At 68.2% G+C, this 18,728-nt stretch carries 17 protein-coding genes, 5 pseudogenes and 1 riboswitch; of the genes and pseudogenes, 11 read left to right on the top strand and 11 right to left on the bottom strand.

The window, feature by feature from the left end; all coding sequences use genetic code 11:
* Positions 1 to 244: 244 nt before the first annotated feature.
* Complete coding sequence (locus AC4OXY_RS00190) at positions 245 to 829, bottom strand: NAD(P)H-dependent oxidoreductase (RefSeq protein ID WP_356039501.1); 585 nt, start codon at positions 827 to 829, stop codon at positions 245 to 247.
* A gap of 279 nt (positions 830 to 1,108) precedes the next feature.
* On the opposite strand from AC4OXY_RS00190, the gene AC4OXY_RS00195 reads away from it, so the two are divergent.
* The 3 genes from AC4OXY_RS00195 (at position 1,109) to AC4OXY_RS00205 (ending at position 3,437) form a co-directional block, all read left to right on the top strand.
* Positions 1,109 to 1,696 (top strand): TetR/AcrR family transcriptional regulator, encoded by a 588-nt coding sequence (locus AC4OXY_RS00195; protein WP_491992783.1) that lies wholly within the window; start codon positions 1,109 to 1,111, stop codon positions 1,694 to 1,696.
* A gap of 227 nt (positions 1,697 to 1,923) precedes the next feature.
* On the top strand, positions 1,924 to 2,358 hold the full coding sequence (locus tag AC4OXY_RS00200; protein WP_491992784.1) for a hypothetical protein: 435 nt from the start codon (positions 1,924 to 1,926) through the stop codon (positions 2,356 to 2,358).
* Between the two features lie 380 nt (positions 2,359 to 2,738).
* Positions 2,739 to 3,437: an SDR family oxidoreductase gene (locus AC4OXY_RS00205; protein ID WP_491992785.1), complete on the top strand. Its 699-nt coding sequence runs from the start codon at positions 2,739 to 2,741 to the stop codon at positions 3,435 to 3,437.
* A 220-nt stretch (positions 3,438 to 3,657) separates the two neighbouring features.
* Here the strand turns inward: AC4OXY_RS00205 and AC4OXY_RS00210 are convergent, their stop codons facing one another.
* Positions 3,658 to 3,867, bottom strand: a complete 210-nt coding sequence (locus AC4OXY_RS00210; RefSeq protein WP_491992786.1) for an alpha-hydroxy-acid oxidizing protein — start codon at positions 3,865 to 3,867, stop codon at positions 3,658 to 3,660.
* 209 nt (positions 3,868 to 4,076) lie between these two features.
* Here AC4OXY_RS00210 and AC4OXY_RS00215 point away from each other — a divergent pair, with 209 nt between their 5' ends.
* Positions 4,077 to 4,238: a hypothetical protein gene (locus AC4OXY_RS00215; protein WP_376296064.1), complete on the top strand. Its 162-nt coding sequence runs from the start codon at positions 4,077 to 4,079 to the stop codon at positions 4,236 to 4,238.
* A gap of 148 nt (positions 4,239 to 4,386) precedes the next feature.
* Here AC4OXY_RS00215 and AC4OXY_RS00220 read toward each other — a convergent pair whose 3' ends face one another.
* From AC4OXY_RS00220 to AC4OXY_RS00240, 5 genes and pseudogenes are all read right to left on the bottom strand, one after another.
* On the bottom strand, positions 4,387 to 5,538 hold the full coding sequence (locus AC4OXY_RS00220) for a hypothetical protein (RefSeq protein ID WP_491992787.1): 1,152 nt from the start codon (positions 5,536 to 5,538) through the stop codon (positions 4,387 to 4,389).
* Positions 5,539 to 5,570: 32 nt separating this feature from the next.
* Positions 5,571 to 5,879 carry a hypothetical protein gene (locus tag AC4OXY_RS00225; RefSeq protein ID WP_491992788.1) on the bottom strand — a complete coding sequence of 103 codons (309 nt, stop codon included), beginning with the start codon at positions 5,877 to 5,879 and terminating at the stop codon, positions 5,571 to 5,573.
* Positions 5,880 to 5,960: 81 nt separating this feature from the next.
* Positions 5,961 to 6,311 carry a transposase gene (locus AC4OXY_RS00230; RefSeq protein ID WP_491994749.1) on the bottom strand — a complete coding sequence of 117 codons (351 nt, stop codon included), beginning with the start codon at positions 6,309 to 6,311 and terminating at the stop codon, positions 5,961 to 5,963.
* Positions 6,312 to 7,398: 1,087 nt separating this feature from the next.
* A pseudogene (locus AC4OXY_RS00235) lies at positions 7,399 to 8,016 on the bottom strand (transposase); the annotation flags it as partial.
* The gene (locus AC4OXY_RS00240) at positions 7,997 to 8,845 is read right to left on the bottom strand and encodes a helix-turn-helix transcriptional regulator (RefSeq protein WP_491992789.1); all 849 of its coding nucleotides are present in this window, start codon (positions 8,843 to 8,845) and stop codon (positions 7,997 to 7,999) included. The pseudogene AC4OXY_RS00235 and the gene AC4OXY_RS00240, both read right to left, overlap by 20 nt.
* A 138-nt stretch (positions 8,846 to 8,983) precedes the next feature.
* Between AC4OXY_RS00240 and AC4OXY_RS00245 the strand changes: the two genes are divergently transcribed.
* A complete protein-coding gene (locus AC4OXY_RS00245) occupies positions 8,984 to 9,763 on the top strand; it encodes an NAD(P)H-dependent oxidoreductase (protein WP_491992790.1) in 780 nt (259 codons plus the stop codon).
* A gap of 162 nt (positions 9,764 to 9,925) precedes the next feature.
* Here AC4OXY_RS00245 and AC4OXY_RS00250 read toward each other — a convergent pair whose 3' ends face one another.
* On the bottom strand, positions 9,926 to 10,483 hold the full coding sequence (locus tag AC4OXY_RS00250) for a GAF domain-containing protein (RefSeq protein WP_491992791.1): 558 nt from the start codon (positions 10,481 to 10,483) through the stop codon (positions 9,926 to 9,928).
* A 614-nt stretch (positions 10,484 to 11,097) separates the two neighbouring features.
* On the opposite strand from AC4OXY_RS00250, the gene AC4OXY_RS00255 reads away from it, so the two are divergent.
* The 4 genes and pseudogenes from AC4OXY_RS00255 to AC4OXY_RS00270 all read left to right on the top strand — a co-directional run bounded on the left by AC4OXY_RS00255 (position 11,098) and on the right by AC4OXY_RS00270 (position 13,672).
* Positions 11,098 to 12,150 carry a PP2C family protein-serine/threonine phosphatase gene (locus tag AC4OXY_RS00255; protein WP_491992792.1) on the top strand — a complete coding sequence of 351 codons (1,053 nt, stop codon included), beginning with the start codon at positions 11,098 to 11,100 and terminating at the stop codon, positions 12,148 to 12,150.
* Between the two features lie 376 nt (positions 12,151 to 12,526).
* Positions 12,527 to 12,814 (top strand): hypothetical protein, encoded by a 288-nt coding sequence (locus AC4OXY_RS00260; RefSeq protein ID WP_491992793.1) that lies wholly within the window; start codon positions 12,527 to 12,529, stop codon positions 12,812 to 12,814.
* Positions 12,815 to 13,141: 327 nt separating this feature from the next.
* Positions 13,142 to 13,249, top strand: a pseudogene (locus AC4OXY_RS00265) (site-specific integrase); the annotation flags it as partial.
* Positions 13,250 to 13,375: 126 nt separating this feature from the next.
* The gene (locus tag AC4OXY_RS00270; RefSeq protein WP_376296040.1) at positions 13,376 to 13,672 is read left to right on the top strand and encodes a helix-turn-helix domain-containing protein; all 297 of its coding nucleotides are present in this window, start codon (positions 13,376 to 13,378) and stop codon (positions 13,670 to 13,672) included.
* 66 nt (positions 13,673 to 13,738) lie between these two features.
* Here AC4OXY_RS00270 and AC4OXY_RS00275 read toward each other — a convergent pair.
* Positions 13,739 to 14,697, bottom strand: a pseudogene (locus tag AC4OXY_RS00275) (transposase family protein).
* A gap of 58 nt (positions 14,698 to 14,755) precedes the next feature.
* On the opposite strand from AC4OXY_RS00275, the pseudogene AC4OXY_RS00280 reads away from it, so the two are divergent.
* Positions 14,756 to 15,007, top strand: a pseudogene (locus AC4OXY_RS00280) (SDR family NAD(P)-dependent oxidoreductase); the annotation flags it as partial.
* Between the two features lie 353 nt (positions 15,008 to 15,360).
* On the opposite strand, the pseudogene AC4OXY_RS00285 reads toward AC4OXY_RS00280, so the two are convergent.
* Positions 15,361 to 16,226: pseudogene (locus AC4OXY_RS00285) on the bottom strand (bifunctional 5,10-methylenetetrahydrofolate dehydrogenase/5,10-methenyltetrahydrofolate cyclohydrolase).
* 21 nt (positions 16,227 to 16,247) lie between these two features.
* Positions 16,248 to 16,333, bottom strand: a riboswitch (ZMP/ZTP riboswitch).
* Between the two features lie 546 nt (positions 16,334 to 16,879).
* Between AC4OXY_RS00285 and AC4OXY_RS00290 the strand changes: the two are divergent.
* On the top strand, positions 16,880 to 17,314 hold the full coding sequence (locus AC4OXY_RS00290) for a peptidoglycan-binding domain-containing protein (protein WP_376296038.1): 435 nt from the start codon (positions 16,880 to 16,882) through the stop codon (positions 17,312 to 17,314).
* A 309-nt stretch (positions 17,315 to 17,623) separates the two neighbouring features.
* On the opposite strand, the gene AC4OXY_RS00295 is transcribed toward AC4OXY_RS00290, so the two are convergent.
* Positions 17,624 to 18,616, bottom strand: a complete 993-nt coding sequence (locus AC4OXY_RS00295) for an AraC family transcriptional regulator (protein WP_491992794.1) — start codon at positions 18,614 to 18,616, stop codon at positions 17,624 to 17,626.
* Between the last annotated feature and the right edge of the window lie 112 nt (positions 18,617 to 18,728).

An 18,728-nucleotide genomic window follows, 5' to 3' on the forward strand; every position in this document is an offset into this window, starting at 1 on the left:
CCGGCACCTGCCCGGGCGGGGAACAGCAGCCCGTCATCTTCGTACGTCGCGGAAGACCTCGGAGGGCTCATCGCGACGCCTTCACCCGGCCGCCGACGCCGGGCCTGCAGCAACTGTCCGACCCGAACAGTCACGACGAGACGGACGACGGCGAGGACGAGAGCCGGGCGCCCGTACAGTCGAAAGCGGTCCGGGCTGGATTCATTCCCTATGACTCCGGCCCGGACCGCCTTGTGCGCGAGGCTCAGTCGGTCCGTCGGGTGGAGCCGAGAAGCTCGCGGTAGCGCTTTGCGTGCATGGCGAGGTTCTCGTCGGACATGGTGCGGGCGCCGTGCAGAACCAGCGGCTCGGCGAGACGCATGCCGATCAGGCGGGCGGTGGCGTCGAGGGGCGCGAGCAACTGGGTCATCGTGAAACGGGAAGTGGGGTCGACGGAAGCGTACGACTCTTCCGGCCCGCCTGTGGAGGTGACCAACTGGAGTGTCTTGCCGCGCAGTGCGGAACCGCTGCTGCCGTAGGCGAAGCCGTAGGTGAGGACCTGGTCGATCCATGCCTTGAGCACTGCGGGGACGGAGTACCAGTACCAGGGGAACTGCCACACGATCCGGTCGTGGTCGCGCAGCAGTTGCTGCTCACGGGCGACGTCGAAGCAGCCATCACGGTAGACAGGGCCGAGCTCATGGACGGTGACGTGTGCGAGGTCGTTCACGGCCTCAGCCAGGCGGGCAGTGATGCGGGAGGAGGCCAGATCGGGGTGGGCAACGACAACCAGGGTGCGCGAGGAGGGCGAGCCGGCTGAGGTCGAGGAGGGAAGGCTGGGATGACGCATCGGAGTTGATCCTTGGCTGTGGTCGGCTTACGGGAGAGGCGGAGCAGATGATCCCTACGCCACCGTCGACGTCAATCACGTCTGCCGGTGACGTAGGTGTCACTCACTTGAGGGAGCACGTGTCCCATGCCACGTTTACTTGTGACGGATCGTTCCGTCACGGAGTTTGTGACGGAACGATCCGTCTGTCAAACTGACCCCGTGCCCAGCGCGCGGCCAAGGGCCCACCGCGCACCGCGTCGACTCGATGTGACGCATGGCAAGCAGAAGGAGCGCGTCATGGCTCGCAAGACAGCAGAGGAGAACCGGCGCCACGTCCTGGCCGTGGCGAGCCGCCTGTACTACCAGCGCGGCATCCGCGCTGTCGGTATGGACCTGGTGGTCAAAGAGAGCGGGGTCGGCAACGCCACCGTCTATCGGCAGTTCCCCAACAAGGACGCTCTTGCCAGCGCCTATACACAGGACCGCGCCGACGCCTGGTTCGCGCGTATGCGCCAGGTCTCCGACCAGGTCGACGACCCGCGCGAGAAGCTCCTCGCGATCTTTACGGCCGTCATCGAGGAGACCAGACTGCCCACCTTCCGTGGCTGCCCCATGCTCAACACCCATACCGAGTTCCCCGACCCGCAGCACTCCGCAAACCGTGTGGCGGTCACCCACGAGCAGAGGGTCCGCCAGTGGATGTGTGACTTGGCAGCCGACGCCTGCGCTTCCGACCCCGAGCAGCTCGCCGACGATCTGGTCCTCGTCCTCAATGGTGTCTACGTCACCGCCACCGTCCTCGGCCCCCAGGGCCCCGCCCAGCGCACCGGCGAGCTCGTCCGTCGCCTCATCTGGACTGCCTGCGACGAGCCTGGCCGCCCCTGAATCCGGCACCATGCCTGACCAGCCGGGCGCCAGGAGGGGGGCGTTCGGCCCACCGTGCAAGCCTGACAACGCCGCGGGATCCGCTCGCATCCACGCCCGTGCCTGTCGGAAAGTGCGAATGACGACGGGTGCGGTTCCTCTGAAGGGAAGGGTTGAGTTGGAAGAATGCTGAGCTGGGCTGTACTTGAGGCCGCTCGTATCTACCGTGGTGGTGGAGGGGGTGGCGGATGGGTTCGCTGTTCGAGGAGTTGGAAGCACGCGAAGCAGCTGCCCGGGTTCGGGTGGAGGAGCTGGAAGCCGAGGTCGCCGAGCTGTCGGGGAAGCTGGAACTGGCCCGGGAGAGCCTGGAGCGGTTGCGGATCGCGCGGGAGACGGTCACCGAGGTTCTCGCGGAGATGACCCCGGAGAAGTCGGCGGTCGCGGTGGATAGCGCCAGGCCGAGCGCGGGTGATTCAGTGGCGTCTGCGTATGCAGGGGCCGAGCGGCAGGTCATCGGGGTGCTGACGGTGCCGAACTGGCAGCCCGGGATGGGGACGGAGGTCTGTCCCCACCGACAGCGGCGTCCGCGAGCCGTCGCATGTACCGGCCGTGCACCCGGACCGACGCACTACCGCAGTGCGGGCAGTCCGAGCCCGCCGAGCGGGCCCGCGCATGCATCGTGACCACTCCAGACACGGCCCGCTCGACCAACTCCACCACGACACCGGCCAGATGAGGGAACAACGTCTCGAAACTCCGCGAAGAACACGCGAGCCATGATCACAGCCACCGCTGACACCGGCAGCGTGAGCGCAGCCTGGCGACCTGCGCGCCGCGCAGGTCCCAACAGGGCGGCCAGCAGTGCGGGTTCGGCCCCATTCGTGCGGCATCATGGCCAGCCAGCGATGGCGTACCGGCTTGGCGGGAAGATCGCTGGGTATAGTGCAGGCGTTTCGGAGAACCGGCGACTCGGAGTCGGTCGACCTCACGCGCCACCTCGTGTTCATCGGCATCGGGGGCCCTGGCGGAGCCCCGATGACCACATCGCTGAGGAGGCCGTCCCATGGAACCCGCCACGCTGATCACCGGTGGCTCGACCGGAATCGGCGCCGCCACCGCCCGCGCCCTGCTCAAGCAGAGCCACCGCGTGGCCGTCACCGGGCGTGACGCGGACAAGCTGGCCGCCTTCGCCGCTTCGGCCGCAGCGGGCGAGCGGCTGCTGACGATCACTGGCGACACCAGCGACGCGCACGACGTCGCCTCCGCCGTGCGCCGCGTGGTGGAGGCGTGGGGCCGGCTGGACAACGTCATCGCCAACGCCGGTTTCTCACTGCCCGGCAACCTGGAGAGCCACGCCCCCGAGGACATGCGCGCCATGGTCCTCACCAACGTCCTGGGCCCGGCCCTGCTGGTGCGGGAGACCCTGCCGCACCTCAGGGAGTCCAAGGGCCGGATCGTGATCATCGGTTCGGTCGCCGGGGTGCGCAACACGCCTGGCAACCTGTACTCGGTCACCAAGTGGGCCGCGCACGCGCTGGCCGAGAACGCCCGGCTGCTGGTCGGCAAGGACGGAGTCGGCGTGACCGTCGTCGCCCCCGGGGTGGTGGACACCCCGTTCTGGGACGAGCGCGGCGGCACCCCCGAGGCGGCGCCGGCGATGACCGCCGAGCAGATCGCGGACACGATCGTCTTCGCCGTCAACCAGCCCGCGGGCGTGGACATCAACCACATCACCATGCGGCCGACCGGACAGGTCGGCTGACGCCGCGCCCCCAACGACCGTACGACAAGGCGCCTTCGGCCCCTCCGCGTACCACGCGGTGCAGGCCGAAGGCGGGTGACCACGCCCTTAAGCACCAGGGGCAGGGAGGTCACTACGCGCAGCCAGGCGAGATCCTCCCGGGTGATCGAGGCGTCGAACTGCTCCTTGGACTGCCGGGCGATGGCCGGCTCCCCGTCCTGGCTGCCGTGCGAGGCGGCCATCACGTCGTGCGCCACGTTGACCGCCCAGATGCCCGGGGCACCGCGAACCCGTTGATGGCCTCCCCCGGACAGAACGCCATCCTGGGCGCGTCGATGGTGAGGGCCAGCGCACGGAAACCGGCGGCCTCGGCCCGGCGGATCAGGTCACGGCGCTTGAGCCAATACAACTGCATCCACAGCGGGCCGGTGGCCGTAGCGGCGATGTCCACTCACACCTACCGCGTCACAAGATCAGCGCCAGAGCCGAATTACGTGAGCGTCCACAGCGCCGGCCCCCGAATGTCTCGGCGCCTACGACCGTCCCCTCTGGCGGGGCTTCTTCGCTCAGCTCGGCGAGATCGCCAGCCGCGTCCACTCTGTGTGCGGCCCGTACTTCGGCCCTGTCGCCGGTCCCGGTTTCCTTACGTGGAGTGAGGCCGTGCTCGCCTCCCTGCACGCGATCGCGGACGATCTGAGCGCCTCTGGCCTGGACGCTGCGGACGTACGCAAGGTCGCTGACCTCGCCGCCGAGCAGCGTGGTGTGCTCGATGCCGTCAGCGAACCCCGTCTTCTCACCGGGGACTTGTGGACGGTTCACTAGGCAAGTCGGTTGTCGGGCTTGATGTCGTCGGGCTCCGTGCTGTGGGCATGCGACACCGATCTCACGAGCGAGTTACTGGACTTGAGCGGGTGAAGTCGCGTGGTTTGTCTCAACGGCGGGGTTCTGAGCCAGTCCGTTGTCGATCAGGTCAGCGATGGGGCGGCAGAGGTTGGCCAGCCGTGACTTCGATCCCGGCCTCTTGCAGGGCGGTGAGCGCGGCAGCGGCGAGGTCCTGCCGGCCGAGATGAGCGGCGAGCTGGAGGGCGTTCAGGAGCGTATGGGCTCTGTCCCTTAGCTTTTCTTTGTCGCCGCTGTGCAGATCCAGCACCGCGGTGCCCCGGCGAACCAGTGCGAGGCCGAAGGTGGCGGAGTCGACGGGCGGGTGGCCGTCCCGTGTCAGCCGTTCGTACACTGCCAAGGCTCGGTCCGCGGCGTGAAGAGTGTCTGCTGTGCGGTTCAGGGCGTACAGGGTCTGGGCGCGGCACGTCCAGAGCATGGCGAGCAGTTCTTGGTCCTGACGGCTGGTCGAGGCTACCGGCTTCCACGAGGCCAAGGCGTCCTCAATGACGTCCAGGGATTTATCCGGACGCTCGGCGTGGCGCAGCGCCGAGGCTAAGTTCATCAAGGTCCCGACCAGCTTGTAGGTGGAGACGGTACCTCGACGGTGCTCAGCACGGAGGATGTGGAGGGCTTCCTCCAGGGTGTCCACCGCACGTTGCGGACGGTCCACCAGCTCGTAGTTGGCCAAGTCGTTCAGGGTGAGGGCGTGGCGCAGTTGCTTGGCCGGGTCCCGTTCGGCGGCGGCACGGCGCAGTCGGACGGCCTCGGTAAGGTCGGCGAGGCCACCAGAGTGGTCACCGGCTGCGGCACGCCGGTTGCCGCGCCGGTTGAGCAGGTCGGAGCGGTCGAGTTCGTCGTAGGTCGGTGACCGTACGCGGTCTTCGTACAGGGCGAGGGCCGTTTCGAGTGTGGCGGTCGCGCGGTCGGGGGCGTGGAAGTCGGCATAGGCATGGTCCAGGGTGAGCAGCGCGTCGAGGAGCTGGGCCCTGTGGCCATCGTCGGTTCCGTTTTGGTCGAGCAGTAGTTGCACGGCGCCGTTGGCGGCGCGCAGAGCAAGGCGTTGCTCGCCCCGCTTCGTGTGCAACTTGTACAGCATGCCGAGCACGTCGACGAGCAGCAGCTGGATCGCCGGGTCGTGTGGGGCGCGAACGCCTCTCGCTCGTCGGGCTTGGGCCTTCGCCATCCGGATGGTCCAGTCAGCTGCCGGATTTCCCCACAGGGTGCGGTCGAAGTCGATCACTCCGCTGAGTGTGGGCACGGGGGCCGACGCGTTCAGAAGGCAGTTGATTGTCCAGAAATCGCCCGACAGAGACGATTTTCGGCGATCTCGTCGAAGGCAGTTGGGTGCTGGTCGACCAGGTCTGCGCCCTTGCGCAGGTCAGTAGCGTCCAGTCCTGCGGCGTCGGGGTCGGCGGCGATGGCGGTGAAGGAGGCGGAAAGTGCCTCGCTCCAGGTGCTGTAGCCGGGGCTGGCGATGGGGCCGAAGCGCTGGCCGCGTACCGCGTGCACGGAGTCGTTCACCCGCTCCACCCGCACATCGATCCCGGGAAACAGCACATCCTCGACCGTCTTGCTCGCCACGGCAGGAAACACCCTGCTGAAACGATCCCCCGTTCCAGCTGCTGACCTGGGGATTCACGGAACTGATGCTGTTGGTGATGTCTAGGCCGTCAACCTTTGGCAGAGCCGCTGAAAGTGAGTGGGTGATCGTGTCGAAGCAGACGGTGTGGTGCCGGGCGGGAAGTATTCGCTCAGGCGGATGACGTTAGTTCCGGCGGCTGTGAGCACGTGTTGGACGTGCGTCTTCGTCAGGCCGCGATAGCGGCAATGACGCAGGCCGTGAGCGTGGACCGTTTCCGACACCGTTGCTTCGCAGCCCGCGCGGATGGCATAGCGCCGCTGCCAGCTGCTGGTCTTCTGGTCTCTCCTGACCTGCGTCTGGATCTTCTGCTGCGGCTCTGGCAGCAGGAGGATGTGGCGTCCTTTGCCGTCGACGTTGCCGGTGCACTTCAGACGGTCGTCCTATTCCCGGCATGCCTTGCGGGGGAAGAGGACAGACAGTCGGGGATGTCCGTCGCCCAGGGTGGGCTTCCAGGGCGGGCTGGTGACGCCGTGCGGGCAGGTGAGCGTCCGGTTGTCCCAGTCGATGTGGAAGTCCTCTTTCGTGAAGCCCGGCCGCTGGGCGGCCTGCGGATCGGCACGGACCGGGCCGAGTAGAGGAATCTCCCACTTCACGGCTGCTTGATAGATGCTGTCCGGGGTGACGTAACCGCCGTCGACGACGTGCTCCAGGGGCTGAAAGCCCTTGGCGGATCAGCTGTTTGTGGATGTCATCGAGCGCGTCGATGTCCTGCTGCGGCGCCGGACGGCTGACCACCTGAACGATGACGTTGGGGCTGGTCTCGTCGCAGGTCTCGGTCTGGTGATCGCGATAGCCCATCCAGTCGCGTTGGCCGGCCGCGGTGACCTTCTGGCTGTAACGGGCTTCGGGATCGTGCGGGGTGACGATCTCCATCGTCGACCACGGCACCCGTGCCGAATCAGGATCCGGCAGGCCGTCCGCCTGGGACTTGCCGGTGTTGCGCTGCTCGGTCTTCCTCCGGCTGGCCCGATCACGGGTCGATTTCGGTTGCCACCAGCGGAGTTGGCCTGATGCGTCGTGCCAGTACTGCTGCACCCAGACCTGCCGCAGGACCTGCGCCGACCTCAACTCCCGCAGGCCAGGCGGGGCATCGTCGTGATGGACGGCCCGCAGGATGTGCAGTCCGTCCTCACCCACCCGCAGCACCCAGGCGATCAATGCATCTGCGCCGCGGGGAAGCCGGTCATAGCGAACCGGTCGGCCATAGCGGTCCGCCCCGTCCGAAGTGATGAGCGCGGCCAGCCACTCCTCGCCCTGGAGCGAGAGATCCTCCAGAGCACAACGCAGCGTCTCGCCGACCAGTTCGCCCCGGTTCAGACGGCGGACCACCGCCAGTACGTGGGTGGAATCCGTCCGGATCCGTCCCCTCCGCCTGACCAGCCCAGCCTCCGCAAGCCGGTCTACGACCAGCGCCAAGAGCCGGTCCGCGCGGTCGTCTTCGGCTACCCGGCCGCGGAATTCGCTCAACACCGTGAAGTCGAACCCTGGATCGTCCAGCTCAAGGCCCAGACAGTACTTCCAGTCCAGACGGCAGCGGACTGCGTCCGCCGCCTGCCGGTCGGTGAGGTTCTCCGCATACTGCAGCACCGACACAAGAGCCAGCTGAGCTGGCGACAGCCCACGCCGCCCGTCAGCCGGATACCAGCCAGCGAAGTCAGCATCCCTGAACAGACCGTCCAGCCGATCTCGCACCCACATCGCAGCCGTGCCACGCGGATTACTCGCCCGTGCCATCCGCACCGTCAACGGCGGAATCACCCGCCCCGAAACCGAACCCATCGCCACCGCGGTCACCCCTCCGACAGCCGAAACCGCCCCGCTCCCACCAGCGCAGCACCACGAAGACATCAACACCATCGCGGTCCGCAGACGCCACCCCACCGAGTGAAGATCACCAACAGCATCCGGAAAGTGAGCCAGAACCCGAGAACGGACAGCAGATGCACACCACTTCGGGAGCCCTCCCGCCGCAGACGGAAATCGAACTGTCCAGCAGAAACGACAGCGGCCGACACAAGTGTTGAGGCGCTCCCAGCGGTGGGTGGGCGTCGTTGAGTTACTCGCGGACCTGAGCATTCACTGGGGAATGCGCGTCAGCGCTGTCCGCGCCCAGGCCCGTGAGCAGGTGCAGCCCGTCCTCGGCGGGGCTGCCGGGGGCCGCGGACAACACCAGCAGCTCCATGCCTGATTCGTCCGGCAGTGCGAAGTTCTCCTGGTGCAGTTCCAGCAGTCCGACCAGCGGGTGCCGGTACGCCTTGCGTCCATGTGTTCGGGCGCGGACGTCCGCGCGGGCCCAGAGGCGGCGGAAGCGCTCGCTGCCCATCGCCAGCTCGCCGATGAGCGAGGCCAGGCGGGGGTCCTCGGGGTACTTGCCGGCGGCCAGGCGCAGGTGCCCAACCACGTCGAGGGTGCAGTTCTCCCAGTCCGCGTAAAGGCCGCGCTCGGCCTCCTCAAGGAAAATGTGCCGGGCGGTGTTCAGGCCCGGCATCGGCCGACCGTAGAGGAGCCCGGCGAGGCGGTTCCCGGCGAGCACGTCCAGGCGGTGGTCCATGATCAGCGCGGGTGCGTCGGAGACCAGGTCGAGGACGCGCAGCAGCTCCGGCCGAACCCGCCCGCTCGGCGACTTCGCGCGGCGGCGGCGCTGCCGGGCGAGCCGGTCAAGGTGCCCGCGTTCGGTCTCGTCGAGGCCGAGGACGCGGGCGAGCGCGTCGAGGACCTGCTCGGAGGGCTGGGTCGCGCGGCCCTGCTCCAGGCGTACGTAGTAGTCGACGCTGACTCCGGACAGGTGCGCGACCTCTTCGCGGCGCAGCCCTTCGACTCGGCGCCGGTTGTCGGTGGGGATGCCGACGGCCGTCGGGTCGACCCGGGAACGCCGGGTCCGCAGGAAGCCCGCGAGATCGTCCATGCCCTCAGTATGGCCTCGGCGATGCCCATGAAGGTGGTCCTGCCATTACCAGGAAGTCCCGTCCGACGGAAGAGGAGCCCCTGAACGCCGGGTGCCGCGGCATCCAGGATCGAAGGCACCCGATCCGAAGGAGTTCCCATGAAGACGCTGATCGTCTACGCCCACCCGGAGCCGAAGTCGCTGAACGGCTCGCTGAAGGACCTCGCGGTGTCCACGCTGGAGGCCGCGGGGCACGAGGTACGGGTGAGCGATCTGTACGCGATGAAATGGAAGGCGGTCGTGGACGCAGCGGACTACGGACCCGATGCCTCAAGTCCGCTGAAGATCGCCCTGGATTCAGGCCGGGCCTTCGACGCCGGCACGCTCACCCTGGACGTCCTGACCGAGCAGGAGAAGCTGCTGTGGGCCGACACGATCATCTTCCAGTTCCCGCTGTGGTGGTACACGATGCCTGCGATCCTCAAAGGCTGGGTGGACCGGGTGTTCACCTTCCACTTCGCGTACGGCGTCGGCGAGCACAGCGACACCAAGTACGGCGAGCGCTTTGGCGAAGGCACCCTCGCGGGCAGGAAGGCTCTGCTGTCGGTGACCACCGGCGGCCCGCAGTCGCACTACGCCGCTCGCGGGATCAACGGCCCCATCGACGATCTGCTGTTCCCGATCCACCACGGCATCCTCTACTACCCGGGCGTCGAGGTGCTGCCGCCGTTCGTGCTGTACGGCACCGACCGGATGACCGACGAGGACTACCCTGACATCGCCAATGCCTGGAAGCAGCGCCTGCTCACCCTGGAGTCGACCGATCCGATCGCGTTCCGGCGGCAGAACTTCGGCGACTACGAGATCCCCTCGCTGCACCTGAAGGAGGGACTGGAGCCCGCAGGCCGCACCGGCTTCGCGCTGCACGTGCGCGGCTGACCATCGACGACGGACAGGACGAGCCGGGCCGCGAACCCGAGAAGCAGCCCGAGGACCGGGACCGCAGCGGCGGCCAACTACCCGCTCTCGGCCCCGGGCACCCGCGCTCCGCAACCCGAGCCCGTGCCGGGTCGAGCCGAACCTGACGGGCCGCCATGGCCGTCACGGCAATCGGACTGCGCCGCCTGCCCTTCTTCGAGGCGGCTCACCCCTGCGTCTGCCGTCTCCGTAGATCTTGCCGCGGGTGCTGATCGCGGCTCCGAGCAGGGTGCGCAGGTGCGGGTGGCCGGGAGGGAAGCCGGCCGAGTCCGGGTGGGCGGGGATGTCGTCGACGCGTAGCGGTTCCGGGTAGGCGATCAAGCGTCCCAGCAGGCCGCGGCCATGCGGGAACTCCACCCCCGCCAGGTCAGCCCGCTCCTGCTCCGACAGGCCGACCGGGATGAACCGGTCGATGTACTCGCCGTTCTCATCGAGTACGCCGAGTGCACCGCAGCCGGCTCCGGCCAGTTCCATCGCGGTATCGACGATCAGCTGTAGCACCATGGAAAGGTCCACGTCCCGGGCGAGGACCGCTTCATACAGGTCATGCAGCCGCTCCTGTGCCCGGCCCAGTGTTCTGAGCTGCTCGGCAATCTGCTCAAGCTCGACGCCCAGGCGCAGACGGCTGGCCTGACTGGACTGATCCGACGGTCCGGGCTCGTCCGGTTTCCCTGCCGTCACCGGTGCCTGTCCCGCGATCTGTACACCCCACGGACTCCTGATACGGCCGTGATCAACAGTTCGCACGGCATGACCCGCCAAACGGCCCAACACCAGGCATTACGCCGAACGCGGCATGCCACACGTGATCGGAGCAAGTGGCTCGTGATCAACTTGTAGAGATGTGGCTCCCGCAGCAGGAAGGGACCCGGCGTACTCGGCGCCACCCCGAGCAGCCCTTCGGGCCGTTCGGCCGCTGGCACGACGGGCGGGCGCCCGAACGGGCAATGCAAGGATCTTCAGGCGGCTGCGAGTGAGGCCGGCTGCTGCCCAACTGGCCCAGGAGAGGGATCGCGGCCGTGATGAGCGGCATGCAAACGGAGCACACCGATGATGAACCCCCTGGTGACCTTGTGTGTACCTTCTCCATCGATCTTGTCGATAGGGGGCACGGTGACCTGATGACACCTATGCGCGTCGCCACCGGACACCAGATTGTTCGTAGGCTATGAACGAACAGCGATAAAATTACCCAAATCGGCGGCCTGTGCGACCTTGGGAGCGGCACGGTGGCAAGGTCACCTGAGGAACGCGGAGTCACGCACAGTGCTGGTGCGCGGGGCAGGTGGCTGCCCATGCTGCCTGCTCTGCTGCTGGTCATCGGCCTGCTCGTCGGCCTGTTCACACCCCGCGCTGTCAGGCCGAATGCCCTCCTCATCACGGCCATGGTGTCCGCCGCCGCGCTGCTGCCCCTGTGGGGGACCGTGCTCATCGGAGTGGGCGCGTGTGCCATCTTCGTCGGCCTGATGGCGGACTTCAATGATCTGCGGGATGCGACCGCTTACTCCGAGCTGGCCACCCTCGGGGCGATTGCGGCGTTCTCCGTCTTCTTCAACCGCATGCTCCACCGCCACGCCCATCAGCTGGTTCAGGTCCGCTCGGTAGCCGAGATCGCCCAGATGGCGGTGCTGCATCCGGTACCGCGACACCTCGGGCACGTCACGCTTGAGAGCCTGTACCTGGCCGCCGCGGCGGAAGCCCGGATCGGCGGCGACCTGTACGAGGCGATACACACCCCGCACGGCGTACGGCTGCTCATCGGCGACGTACGCGGCAAGGGCCTGCTCGCGATCCAGACGGCCGCGACGCTGCTCAGCGCCTTCCGCGAGGCCGCCCACGACGCGCCCGACCTGCCCCACCTCGCGCGCCGCCTGGAGACGAGCATGAGCCGCCACGCCTCCCAGTACCCGGGGGTCCCGGGCTCGGAGATCTCTGAACGTTTCATCACCGCTCTCCTCGCCGAGATCCCGGACGATGAACCGGTCGTCCGGACCCTCACCTGCGGCCACCCGCCCCCGCTGCTGCTGCACCGCGGCGAGGTCCGGGAGCTGCAGCCCACTGCTCCTTCGCCGCCGCTCAACCTGGGCATGTGGGTGCGCGACGGGTACCACGTCGACCTCGCCCCCTTCCATCCCGGAGACCAGCTCCTGCTGTACACCGACGGGGTCACCGAGACCCGCGACCGCTCCGGCGCCTTCTACCCCCTCGCCGAACGCATCCGCTCATGGAGCGGCGAGACTCCCCGCCAGCTCCTCGACCATCTCCACCGCGACCTGATCGCCTACAGCGGCGGCCAGCTCGACGACGACATCGCCGCCCTCGTCGCCCGGCGGCACCCGATCCGCTGAGCCTGAGATGACCCGTTCGAGGTACTTGAAGCCGGGGTCAACCCTCGCGTGCCCTCCAACTCGCCCCGAACGTCTCAAGCGGACCTGGCAGGTGTACCAGCAGCTCGGCTGCGTTCTGCTGTGTGGCTCGTATGAGGCCGACCGCGACCTGGGCGCCTTCTGCACCCGGTGCGGCTGGACCGTCCACGCCCCTTCATGCTCGACCGCGCCGCCTGCCCTTCAGGCTCGGCGCCGGCGCTGACCAGTGCATGTTCACCCGCTGGCGCCCCCGCCGCTGATCTGCCTCGGCCGGGCCCCGGCCACCGCTGTTCCCCCGTACGAGCGCCGTACGTCGCCGGGGCCCGGCCGATCTGCGCCGGGCCGTAGGCTCGATGCCGTGGCAGACACCAAGAACACCCAGGGCTTCAAGGCCCTCCTTGCGCAGACCGAGGCCGAGTTGCTCACCCGCGGCCTGGACGTCGTGCCCGTCGGGGTGCACAACGTGGTCGCCCACGCGGTGAACACCGTCGCCGAGCGCGTGGGCATCCAACCCCGCTCTGCCCTGCGGTACATCGACCCCTCGGTCATCGCCGACCAGATCGCCAAGGCTGGCGCGGAGTCCACCGCCGGCCCACTTCTCCGGCTGCTCCTCGAACAGGTCAGATCGCCGGCCTGCTCGGTGTAGACCCGCTTGATCCGCGCTACGTCGGCATCGGCCAGGACGTGCGGCTTGGCACGAGCCTCCTCCAGCGTCTCCAGATGCTCCCGCACGTCGACCGCCCAGCGCCGGGTGTGGTCGATGAAGAACTCCAGCTTGCTGATGGGGTGCCACATCCGCTCGGGCATCGCGCGGGTTCCACCTCGCGTACGACTACATGCCCGGCGACCCTAACCCCAAACGACAGCCCGTCGCCGGTCTTCCACGCAAGCCCCCCGATCGGGCATCCGACCTGCTACGCAACCATGATCAATCTCAGTGCCAACGGCTGTTCCACTGGTCCCCACGGCACAGAAGTCCCGGCACAAGGAGCCGGAGAACGTCCGCCGCTACTTCAAGCCCTCCCCCGAGGCGATCGCCGAGCTGACCAGCCTGCTCGCCCCCGGCGACGCCCGCCGTTGACCGCCTGCGCAGGGCAGGGCCCCTGACGCGAGCTTCGGCATCGGCCTGCCGCGGACCGGGCTCCCCGGCGCCGCGATGAGCATGGCGGACGCGAGAGCGGCGCTTCCCCTGGCGGATCCGGGACAGGTGAAATCCTTCGCAGACCACTGGCTGCTCGCCACCTTGGCGCCCACGGCGCAACGCTTCGCGGTGCTGCTCGAACCGCGCCGAGAGGCCGCGCAACAACACCCCGACCTGGCAGAGACCGTACTCAGGTTCGCCGAGAACGGCTTCTCGCTCACCGCGACAGCCCGCGTCCTGCACGTGCATCCGAACACTGTGAAGTACCGCCTTCAGCGCTGGCAGCAACTCACCGACTGGGACGTACGCACCTGGCACGGACTGTCGTCCACCATGATCGCGCTCGGCCTGCCGACACTCTGAAACGCTCATCCGGCCAGGGCCGCAACTCGGTGACATTGCTCTTGCCGGAAAACTCGTCCGCGAAGGTCACACGGCATGTTCGTACTCGTGGAGGATTCCGCCGAGGCGGTCGCGTCGTCGTACGTCGAGGTGGGCGACGGCGTCCGGGTCGGTGATCGGTCGGCAGGTCAGTACCCAGCGTTCCATGATCGAGTTCATGCGCGGCATACGGATGCCGCTGAGTACGACCTCGATCCCCGCGTCTTCCAGGACGCTGTCGAACAACTCGGGGAACCTGCCGTCCCGGTCCCGGATCAGCAACCGTGCCCGGCAGCCCGACTCCTCAAGGTCCATGACGAGATTCCTCACGACCTGTACCACCCAGGAGGCGGTCGGGTGCGCGGTGGCACCCAGGACCCGGATCCGGCGGGTCGCGTGCTCGATCACCGCGAACACGTACAGCCGCGCCCCGGTCAGGGTGACCATCTCGAAGAAGCCGCACGCCACAAGGGCGTCGGCCTGGGAACGCAGGAAACCTGCCCACGTGCTGGAACTCCGTTCGGACGCGGGATCGATCCCGGCCCCCTTCAGGATCTGCCATACCGTGGAAGCAGCCACCCGCACGCCCAGGACGAGCAGTTCGCCATGCACTCTCCGGTAGCCCCAACCGGGATTCTTCCGGGCCGGACGCAGCACCAGGACACGGACGGAGCGCACGGTGCGGGGCCGGCCCGGGCGGCCCGGCCGGGAACGGGCCGCGTGCCGACGCGCGAGCAGGTCGCGGTGCCACCGCAGCACCGTATCGGGGTGCACGAGCAGCCCACCTGGCGCAGCACGCCACGCGGGAGACGGTGCAGCAGCGCGGCCAGGAACGCCCGGTCGCCCGGGGCGAACCGTGCCCTCTCCCTGCCGAGTCGGCGTTCCAGCACCATGAGCTGATGGCGCAGGGCGAGGATCTCGATGTCCTTGCCGTGGTCGCTCACAGGCAGCAGGCGCAGCATCGCGAACGCGTTCGTCACAGCGAGATACGTCAGTCGCAGCAGCACGGTCGGTCATGTTCCCGCAGTTCCCGGCACGCCGCCACACCGCCTCCCACCAGGACGGATGAGGTTTTCGGCACGGGCAACCCTGGCCGCCGAATGGGCCGCCGCCGGCGTACGGGGCAACGGCATCTGCCCCGGCTGGATCACCACCGAGATGACCGACGGCTTCACCACCACACCAGAGATCTCCGACGGCCTGATGCGGGCCGTGCCGGCCGGCCGCTGGGGCGAGCCCGAGGACATCGCCGGCGCCGCCGTCTACCTCTCAAGCGACGCCGCCCGCCTGGTCACCGGAGAATGCCTCGTCCTGGACGGCGGCCTCACCTCCACCTCCGGCGGACCCACCATGCGAGACCTCCTCACCCAGGGCCGCATCCGCGGCCGACACCACACACCCACCGCCGCGAGGGGACCGCGCGGTGTACGCGCGGCTCTCCCGGTGTCGCGGTCAGGCTGTGCAAGTTCAACGCCTGGCCAGCACCCGAGCGCGAGCCGAGGAACCCGCCAAGGCTGGCCGACACACTGCGGACTCGCGTCCTCGGCGGCTCACCGCCCTCACGGGCGGCGATTCGCTATCGGATCGAACTGCCGGCCAGTCCGATGCGAGGTCTCCATTCTGAGCGGGGGCCTTTCTGGCTTGGTCCCAAGGGGCTGCTGGTCAGGAGGTCAGTGGTGCTGGATTCCGAGCTGGTTCGCGGCGGCGTCCTCGGTCTGCGCGAGCAGGACCGCAATGGTCATCGGCCCCACGCCACCGGGCACCGGAGTGATCAGGCGGGCGCGAGTGCGGGCGGTGTCGAAGTCCACGTCGCCGACGTTGCCCGGGTTGTATCCGGCGTCGATCACCACCGCGCCCGGCTTGATGTCCTCACCCCGGATCAGCCGGGGCCGTCCCACGGCCGCTACCACGACGTCCGCTTCCCGGACGATTTCCCACAAGTCCGCCGTGCGGGAGTGGCAGTACGTGACTGTTGCGTCCTCGGCGAGCAGGAGCATCCCGGCGGGCTTGCCAAGAATCGCGCTGCGACCCACCACGACGGCGTGCTTGCCGACGAGGTCGACGTCGTACGCCTCCAGCAGTCGCATGATGCCGCCCGGAGTGCAGGACACAAAGCCCGGCAGCCCGAAGCTCATCGCGGCGAACGAATGCATCGTGACCCCGTCGACGTCCTTCTCCGGGGCGATGGCCTCGAACGCCGCTCGCTCGTCGATGTGCGGGCCGCAAGGATGCTGGAGCAGGATGCCGTGCACGTACGGATCGCCGGACAGCCCGGCGAGGGTATCGATCAGTTCGGCGGTCGTGGTACTGGCGGGCAGGGCGATGTGCCGGGACTGGATGCCCGCCTTCGCGCACCGCGCCCGCTTCATGCGGACATACGTGACCGACGCGGGGTCCTCTCCCACCAGCACCGTCGCCAGACAGGGACTGGTCCCTGCACGCCTGAGATCTCTGCCGCCTTGGCAGCAGCCTCTTCGATGATGCGTGTGGCGAGGCCGGTGCCGCCCATGAGCTGGGCCGTCTGAGTCGCGGACATCGTTGCCTCCAGGCGTTGCTGACCACTCGCCCAGGCGCACGGCAACGACGTCTCGTCAGACCGCTCCCCGGTGGTGCTCCACCTCAGCGCCAGTCACGGCCCACACCGCACTGTAGTAGACGCACCACGCTCACACCGGTCAGCGTTCTCAGCTGGGGGAGCAACTCGCCACGGCCTATCCCCCTCCGGACTGACGTCAATTCTCGTCAACGTTCCTGATGCGCCCACCCGCCCAGCGCCTCCTGAACTCACCAACAAACGCTGCTACTGGAAGTGCACGAAGCCACTCGTCCGCTGTCCAGCCGGTGATGTCGAGCAGCAGCCCATCGAGCGGGCCGCCGACCAGTTCGGGACGGCGTCCCGCTGTGTGGTGTAGCCGATCACGGGTGAGGTGTGCGCGGGCTTGCTCCCGGCGCGCACGCTTCTGAGAGGTTCGCGCTCCCTGGGCATGACCCGTCCCACCGTCACCCGGGACGAGAGAAGAGCAGGTCAGAGCTTCGATGACCCGCAATCTCGTCAATCGGCGGCCGGGTGTGGTGCGCCGACGGTCGCCGCCCCCAATATCGGAACCGCGCCGCCCCGACGGCCCGGATCCTCACGTCCGTCGACGGTGCGGTGCCTCAGCGACCCACGCACAGAAGGAACCCACGCTCATGAAGGTCATCGGCAAGCTGCTCGCCCTCGGACTCGCCTCGGTAGCCCTCGCCGGCGGCGGACTCGCCGTGGCGCCCACTGCGGACGCGGCGACCACTGCCGCGCAGGTCTCCGCGGCGTACTCCTCCACCAGCTGCACCACGGTGTACTACAAGAACAACGCCCTGCTGTTCCAGCAGTTGGTCCCCAACCACAATCTGGCCTACGGCGACTACGGCGACTATTGCGTGAAGCTGCTGCAGAAGGGCATCGACGAGTACTACGGCGGCACCCCGCTGGCCGTGGACGGCAACTTCGGGCCGCAGACCGAGTCCTGGGTCAAGAAGTTCCAGAACGACTCGCCCTGCTCGCAGGGCGTCGACGGCCAGGCGGGCCCCAACACCAACAGCTGCCTGGAGTACCTCACCGGCGCCTACGGGCCCATCTACCCCTGACCACGCAGGGCCCATCCGGCTGGGCTGGCGTCGGAGGATGTCTTGGCCGTTGCCGCGCTGCACCCACGACCGGGTGCCGCATGACCGCGCTTGAGTGAAGAGGGCTCCCCGTGAATGTGGGAGCCTTCTTCTCATGCGTTGCCCTTCCACATAGGCGTGATGCGCAGGGCCTTCCAAGGGGCGGGCGGCAGACTTGGGTGAGTGCCGCCGGGCCCGTTCCGCTCTCACGGCCCACCATGGCTCTTCAGCAGGGGGCAGACGGGCGTCCGTACCGCGATCCTGCCCCTGCTGAAGAGCCCTCCTTCTCTCTTACTGCTCTGGCCGCATACGTTCGCCGGATCCGGTGACGCGACGGTCGGCGTCCGTGGTGTCAGGATCTGCGGATGTCGACTGGCGGCGGTATGCGCCGGGGGTCAGGCCGTGCTCCCGCTTGAAGGCGGTGCTGAACGCGAACTCGGATGTGTATCCGACCCGGTTGGCCACGGTCTTCAGCGGAGCATCGTAGTTGCGGAGGAGCCGGGCTGCGGTGGTCATACGCCACCAGGTCAGGTACGACAGCGGTGGCTGACCCACCAGGGCGGTGAACCGCCGTGCGAATGCCGCTCGGGACAGCCCGGCCAGTGCTCCCAGCTCTTCCACCGTCCATGGCCGGTGCGGAGCGCGGTGAATGCCCTGGAGTGCGGCGTGGATGGCCGGGTCGTGCAGGGCCGCGGTCCAGCCGGTGGTTGCATCGTGCCGGGGCCGCTCGTCGAGCCAGGCCCGCATGACGTACAGCAACAGGGCGTCGAGCAGTGCGGGCAGCAGGGCGTCACTGCCGAGACGGGGCTCCGCCAGTTCGGTCGCGAGGAGTTCGGTGGCTCCGCGCAGTGACGAGTGTTGTCCGAGGCGGGCTGGCAGGTGAACGAGCTCCGGGAACTCGCCTAGTAGTGGGTGGGGCCGGGCGCGGTCCATGAGGTAGGCGCCGCAGAGCATCACGGTCCGGGACCCAGCCCTGGCGCCGTCGAGGTGATCGCCTTGGTGGGGATCGGCGAGCGGCGAGGAGGGGAGGTCGGCCACCAGCACCGCGGGATCACCGGCCACAGAGTGGGCACTGCCGTGGGGGAGGAAGGCAACGTCCCCGGCCTGGAGTTCGATCGGTGAGCCATCCGGAGGGATCAGCCAGCTCCTGCCCTCGAGGACGAGGTGGAAGCCGGCACCGGCGAAGGGCCGGTGGCGTACCGCCCACGGCGCGCGTCGCTCGGTGCGCGCATAGTGCGGCCGCCCCATGCGCATGGCGGCGATCACGTCACTGAGCAGGTCCATTCGGCCAGCGTATTCGAATCCTCGGCACCCGAGACGATCACGTATACAGAGGAGACCCTGACGAATTAACCATCTCGTCGAAGAGCCATACGCTGCCTTCGGAGGTCGTGGA

Source organism: Streptomyces sp. HUAS MG56, assembly GCF_058673395.1.